Genomic DNA, 6669 nt, shown 5'->3' with positions numbered 1-6669 from the left:
TGTGCCGGGACTCGTCGGACTGCACCGAGTGGAAGACGGTCGGCAGCAGGTAGTCCCCGTTGGCGGCGGCCTCGTCGGGCATCGCGACGAACAGCGTGTTGGTGAACGCGGTCTCGGCCACCACGGTCAGGTAGATGTTGGCCGCGGTGATCGCGTCACCGGTGATGAACCCCTCGCCGAACTGGCGGCCGATGGTGCCCGCGTAGTTGTTCGCGAACGCCTTTTCGGTGATGTCGAACCCCGCCGGGTCGATGTAGTTGTTCATGTACAGCTTCTTGAGGTTCATCTGGATCGTGGAGTGGCGAACCTCGTCGATCATCTGCACCGCGAGTCCGTTGTGGATCTCCGGGTTCGGCACCGCGTCGATGGCCATCGGCATCGCCCGCGCCGCGGAGATCTCCGGGAACGGGATGATGGACAGGAACAGCTTCTGCCACTCCAGCCAGCGCTGCTGCACCTGCCGGAACATGTTGCCGCGGATCGCGCCGTCCATCGCGCCGAAGACGCGGTTGTCCTTCTCCTCCTCCATCGGGAAGTAGGACCGCATGATCTGCTTGAGCGGGTCCTTCTTGGGGGCCTTCTCGAACGTGTAGTCCGTGCCGAACCGGGTCGCCGGTGTGGCGAAGGTGGGCTCCCAGGACAGCTCGGTGATCTTGTTGTGCGCCTTGGTGAGACTCTGCCTGCTCAATTCAGCCTCCTCGGGCCGGGTCTCGCGGCCCGGCAGTCGTCACTGACGGGGGAGAGTGTGTTGCGCTTCGCAGGTGAGTTCTGTCTCAATGTGAGACCGAGACACTGCACGATCTCCGCCACGATGAGTTGTCGTGGGTGGAGTCAGCCCGGTGACCACAGCATTCGACGTCAAAGGAGACGGTGGTGACGAGGCCAGGACACCAGTCGGAATCGCAGGTCAGCGCGGCCCGGGAGAAGTTCCTGTCCCGGCCGGTGCCCGAACTGGCGGGCGTGCGGGAGATCATTTCGGCGTCGTGGCGGCGCGCGCTGGAGCACCGGATCGACGCCGACGAGCCCGATCCGATCTTCGTCGCCGACCGTGACGAGGACAGCCTCCTGCTGCGCAGCGCCAAACCGATCCTGGACAACCTGACGTCCGAACTGTCCGATCACCCGGTCGCCATCCTGCTCACCGACGCCGACGGACTCGTGGTGAGCCGCTCCAGCCCGGACCGCGCGCTGCACTCCGGTTTGGACCGGATCTGCCTCGCCCCCGGTTTCAGTTACGCGGAGGAGTCGATCGGGACGAACGGGATCGGCACGACACTCGAATGCCAGCAACCCGTGCTCGTGTCCGGCTTCGAACACTTCAACAGCCGCCTGGCGACCTTCGAATGCGCCGGCGCGCCGATCCACCACCCGATCCGCGGTCACCTGGTCGGAGTACTCGATCTCACGTCGTGGACCGGCACGCCCGGCCCGCTGCTGCTGACCCTCGCCCGCACGACCGCGAAGCGGATCGAGGAAGCGATGCTCGCCGGTGCGGGGGCCCGTGAGCTGGCGCTGTTCCGCGAGTACCTGGCTTCCTGCCGGCGTGGCTCGGGCGCCATCCTGGCCGTCAACGAGGACGTGGTGATGGTGAACAACCACGCCCAGGACCTGTACGACGCGGCGGACCGGGCGGCGCTGATCACCCACACGGCCGATGTCGCCGGATCGCCCACCCCGGCCACGGTCCTGGCCGACCTGCCCTCCGGTGTGGTCGCCCGCCTGGAGTACCGCCCGGTGCACCACGGTTCGACGCTGGTCGGCGGGTTGTTCCGGGTGAAGAACCAGGCCGTGCCCCGGCGCGCCTCCGGTCCCGCCGACGTGCGGCTGCCCGGGCTGGCCGGGTGCAGCCCGGTGTGGCGGCAGGCGTGTTCCGCGGCGGAGGCGAGCATCACCGGCGGGAACTGGCTGGTGCTGACCGGCGAGGGCGGGACGGGCAAGACGGCCCTCGCGCAGGCCGTGGCCCGCCGTCACGCGCCGGGCCGCCAGGTCGTGCTGGACTGCGCTCCGGTGGGCAACTACGAGGCGTGGGCGCACGCCCTCGCCGACGAGGCCGGCTGCGGCAACTCACCGGCGGTGATCCTGCGCCACGCCGACACGCTGACCGAGGAGGGGATGCGGCGGCTCACCGAGTTGTTCACCACCTGGCAGGCCGCTCCGCCGGACGAGGCGCCGGCCTGGGTGGCGGTCACGGTGGGTGAGGATCCGCGCGGAACGGAGATCCACAACTGGCTGATGCCGTTCTTCGCGCACACCGTCGAGGTGCCGCCGCTGCGGCACCGGATCGAGGACGTGCGCCACCTCGTGCCCGCCCTGCTGGCCCGCCACGCCGGCAACCGCGATCTGGAGGTGTCGGACGCGTGCCTGCGGCAGCTGATGCGGCTGCCGTGGACCGGCAACGTCCGGCAACTCGACGATGTCCTGGCCCAGGTCTCCCGGCGGCGCCGCGCCGGCGTGATCGAGGTGGACGACCTGCCCGCGGAGTGCCGGACCGTCACCCGGCGCCAGCTGACCCGCCTGGAGGTCTTGGAGCGCGACGCGATCGTGCGCAGCCTCGCGGCGAACAACGGGAACAAGGAACGCGCGGCCGCCGACCTGGGCATGTCCCGGGCGACGATCTACCGCAAGATCCGGGCGTTCAGCATCGTGCCCGGCTGACCGGCGCGCCCGTGCTCCCCGGGGCGCCGCAGCGTCCGGGTGCGCACGGGTGCGGAGAGCACGACGTCGCGGACGGGGAAGTCGCCTAGGGCGGTCACGAGTTCGGCCACCCGGTCCGGCTCGGCGGCCAGGAACAGCGTGCAGCGGCCGTGGCCTGCCTCGACGATCTCGGCCGACATCGCCTGCGCGACGGTGACGACCTCCGGCAGCCGGTGAGCAGGCGCGTCGATCACCACGAACGCGGCGCGCCGGGCGTGCGACTCCTCGTCGGGCAGGTGGACGACCTTGAGCACGTCCGGCGAGCGGTGCAGGTACTTCACCGCCCGGCGCACCTCCGCATCGTCCCCGGCCGCCAGCTCGACCGTCATGCGGCGGCGGCCGCCCGCCGGGGCGCCGACGTCCAGGGTGAGCACGTCGAACCGCCGGGCGGTCAGGATCGAGGTGACCCGGGCGATCGCGTAGGGCGTCTCGATGACGTCCAGCCGCAGCACCGCCGAGCACGGGGCTACCGGTCGCACACCGCTCCCTCCGGCAGGCGGGCCAGGAGGTCACGCGCGCGGGCCCGGAACTTCGCCACGTTGGCGAGCTTGATGTCCTCGTAGCCGCGCACCAGGTCGGGCAGCGCGACGATCTCGCACACCGCGTCCAGCGTCGCCGGGGTCAGGCGGGTCAGCGCGTCCCGCACCAGGGCCTGGTACTCGCCGGCGAGCTGCCGCTCGGTCCTGCGCACCGCGGCGTAGCCGAACACGTCGAACGGCGTGTGCCGCAGCTTCCGCGCCGCGCGGAGGCCGCGGAAGGCCACCTCGGCGGTGCGCCCGCGCAGGCGGATCTTCCGCTTCATCCCCAGTGCGCGCAGCACCGGCGGGTGCAGCATCACCGACACCTTGGCGTCCGGGCCGAACTCGGCCTCCCGCCGCGCCTTCTCCGCCGGGTCGAGGTGGAGGCGGGCGACCTCGTACTCGTCCTTGTACGCCAGGAGCTTGTGCAGACCACGCGCGTAGGCGAGCCCGACTCGCTCAGCGGCGGTGTCGCCGGCGCGGGCCTGCGCGATGTCCATGACGCGGTGCACCTCCTCGGCGTACGCGCGGGCGAAAGCCTCGTTCTGGTAGCCGGTGAGATCGGCGATCCGGGTGGCGAGCGCCGCTTCGAACCCGGCATCCGCCGGCTCCGCACTGGCGCCCGCCGCGGCGAACACCGCCTCCGGGTCGACGACCGCCGCGCGTCCCCAGCGGAACGCGGCGAGGGTCTTGTCCACGGCCGCGCCGTTGAGCCGGATGGCCTGCTCGATCGCGGCCGCGGCGACGGGGATGCAGCCGTGCTGGTAGGCGGCGCCGACGAGCAGCATGTTCGCGGGCATGTGGTCGGCGAACAGCGATTCGGACAGGCGTTGCGCGTCCAGGTGCAGGTTCGCCTCCGGCGTGGTGGCCTCGGCGACGCGCGCGAGCAGGTCGTCGACGCTGCCCGGCACGGCGACGCGGTTGGTCACCATCGCCGCGGTCGGCACCACGGAGGTGTTCAGGACCGCGATGGTGCGGCCGCCGCGCGCCGTCGCCAACGTGGACTCCTCTGCGGCACCGAGCAGGTCGAAGCCGATCAGGACGTCCACTGTGGAGCGTGACGCGCGCAGCGAGCCGCGCACCGGTTGCTTGCCGATCCGGACGTCCGAGGTGACCGGCCCGCCCTTCTGCGCGAGACCGGTCTGCTCCAGCCCGGCGGCGAACTTGCCGTCCAGGTGCGCGGCCATCTGCAGGATCTGCGACACGGTCACCACGCCGGTGCCGCCGATTCCGGGCATCCGCAGCAGCGTCTCGGTGCCGGTGACCTTCGGCTCCGGCTCGGCGAGCGCCACGGGCGGTTCCCCGGGCAGCGCGCGGCGTTGCGCGCTCGGCTCGACGAGCAGGAAGGACGGGCAGTCGCCCTTCAGGCAGGAGAAGTCGGAGTTGCAGGAGGCCTGGTGGATGCGGGTCTTGCGGCCGAACTCGGTGTCCACGGGTTGCACCGACAGGCAGGTGGAGACGTCGCCGCAGTCACCACAGCCCTCGCAGACCCGCTCGTTGATCACGACCTTTTCCGCGGGTGTGGGCAGCTTGCCGCGCTTGCGCAGCCGTCGTTCCTCCGCCGCGCACTGGTCGTCGTGGATGAGCACGGTGACGCCGTCGACGGCGGCCAGTTCGGCTTCGGCTTCGGCGAAGTCGTCGCGGTGGCGGACGGACGCGATCGGGTCCAGCGCCACGCCGCGGTACTTGCCGGGGTCGTCGGTGGTGACCACGATGCGCCGCACGCCCTCGGTGGCCAGCAGCCGGGTGAGCTCGGGAACGGACAGCCGCCCGATGACCTGCTGGCCGCCGGTCATCGCGACGGCGTCGTTGTAGAGCAGCTTGTAGGTCATGGTGACACCACCGGCGACCGCGGCGCGGATTGCCAGCGAGCCCGAGTGGTGGAAGGTGCCGTCGCCGAGGTTCTGCACGAAGTGCCGGTCGCCGGTGAACGGCGCCAGCCCGATCCACTGGGCGCCCTCCCCGCCCATCTGGGTCAGCCCGATCTGCCTGCCGCGGCCCGCGCCGTCGAGGGTGATCATGACGTGGCACCCGATGCCGGCGCCGACGAGCGTGTCGTCGGCGGCGCGGGTGGAAGTGTTGTGCGGGCAGCCCGAGCAGAAGTACGGCGTGCGCTTTCCGGCGGCCAGGGGCACGCCGATGCGCGCGGGCCGCCGGGGCCGGATCGCGGCGAGGTGGGTGACCGCGGCGCGCGGCAGCCGGTCCGGGCCGATCACCGCCGTGATGCGGGCGGCCACGGCCTGGGCGACCTCTTCCGCGCCGAGCTGTCCCCGCGCGGTCAGCAACGGCCGCCCGGTCTCGTCCCGCCGTCCCACGACGTTCGGCGCGCCCGGCCGCCGGTACAGCGCCTCCTTCAGGTGGCCTTCCAGGAAGGGCACCTTGTCCTCCACGACGAGCACCTCGTCCAGGCCTTCGGTCAGCCGGGCCAGCTCCTGGTCGTCGAGGGGGAACGGCATGGCGAGCCGGATCAGCCGGAGCCCGAGCGCGTCCAGCGCCGCTTCGTCCAGCCCGAGGTCGTCGAGCGCGCGCTGCAGGACGGCGAACCCGGTGCCGGAGGCGAGAATCCCCAGGCGGGCGGAAGCGGCGGTGAACACCACCCGGTTGAGCCGGGCGTCGCGGGCGTAGGCGCGGGCGAGGTCCAGGCGTCGGGTGAGCATGTCGAATTCGGCGTCCAGCGCCGCCGGGCCGAGGAGGGTCGGCAGCGGGCCGCGCTCGCGGCGGGCCGGCTCGGGGATGCCGGCCCGCAGGTCGGCCACGTCCACGGTCGCCGAGGCGTCGGCGATGTCGGCCACGATCTTCAGCCCGGTCCACAACCCGCTGGCGCGGGACAGCGCGACCGCGTGCAGCCCGAACTCGACGATCTCGGCCACCGAGCCGGGTGCGAGCAGCGGCATGGACAGGCTCTGCATCATCGGCTCGCACGAACTCGGCACCGTCGAGGACTTGCTCGCCGGGTCGTCGCCGATCCAGGCGACCGCCCCGCCGAGCGGCGCGGTGCCCGAGATGTTGCCGTGCCGGATCGCGTCGGCGGCCCGGTCCAGGCCGGGGTTCTTGCCGTACCAGAACCCGGTGACCCCCTCGTGCTGCCGCCCGGGCAGCTGGTCGAGCAGCTGCGTGCCGGCGACGGCGGTCGCGGCGAGCTCTTCGTTGACGCCCGGCCGGAACACCACGCCAGCCGGGTCGAGGAACCGCGCGGCCCTGCCCATCTCCAGGTCCACCCCGCCCAGCGGCGAACCCTGGTAGCCGGAGACGAACACGCGGGTGGACAGCCCGCGGGCGGTGTCCAGGCGGCGCTGTTCGAGCGTCAGGCGCACCAGGGCCTGGATCCCGGACAGCAGGACCCGCCCGCGCTCGGCGGTGTACTTGTCGTCGAGGGACACGGTGGTGGTCTGGGTGGTCACTGGGCTCTCCGTCAACCGGTCGGGGTGGCGAGGGGTCAGGCCGGTCGGCGCGGCCC

The 6669-nt window shown here is 72.0% G+C and carries 4 protein-coding genes; 1 reads left to right on the top strand and 3 read right to left on the bottom strand.

Going from position 1 to position 6669, the window contains the following annotated elements; translation table 11 throughout:
• On the bottom strand, window positions 1-688 hold a 688-nt coding region (locus L2C96_RS06280; RefSeq protein ID WP_504903304.1), incomplete at its 3' end, for a ferritin family protein.
• A 185-nt stretch (window positions 689-873) separates the two neighbouring features.
• On the opposite strand from L2C96_RS06280, the gene L2C96_RS06275 reads away from it, so the two are divergent.
• Complete coding sequence (locus tag L2C96_RS06275) at window positions 874-2655, top strand: sigma-54-dependent Fis family transcriptional regulator (protein WP_020419344.1); 1782 nt, start codon at window positions 874-876, stop codon at window positions 2653-2655.
• On the opposite strand, the gene L2C96_RS06270 is transcribed toward L2C96_RS06275, so the two are convergent.
• Window positions 2616-3173, bottom strand: coding sequence for a hypothetical protein (locus L2C96_RS06270; RefSeq protein ID WP_237335519.1), 558 nt, complete (start codon window positions 3171-3173; stop codon window positions 2616-2618). The two genes, L2C96_RS06275 and L2C96_RS06270, sit on opposite strands and share 40 nt — an antisense overlap.
• Entirely contained in the window at window positions 3161-6613 is a 3453-nt protein-coding gene (locus L2C96_RS06265; RefSeq protein ID WP_237335518.1) for an indolepyruvate ferredoxin oxidoreductase family protein, read from the bottom strand. The genes L2C96_RS06270 and L2C96_RS06265 overlap by 13 nt, the downstream gene beginning before the upstream one ends.
• Window positions 6614-6669 lie beyond the last annotated feature (56 nt).

The organism is Amycolatopsis tucumanensis (assembly GCF_021654135.1).
Lineage (GTDB): Bacteria > Actinomycetota > Actinomycetes > Mycobacteriales > Pseudonocardiaceae > Amycolatopsis_E > Amycolatopsis_E tucumanensis.
The sequence above is the reverse complement of the archived record's forward strand: the minus strand, read 5'-3'. Positions and strand labels throughout refer to the sequence as shown.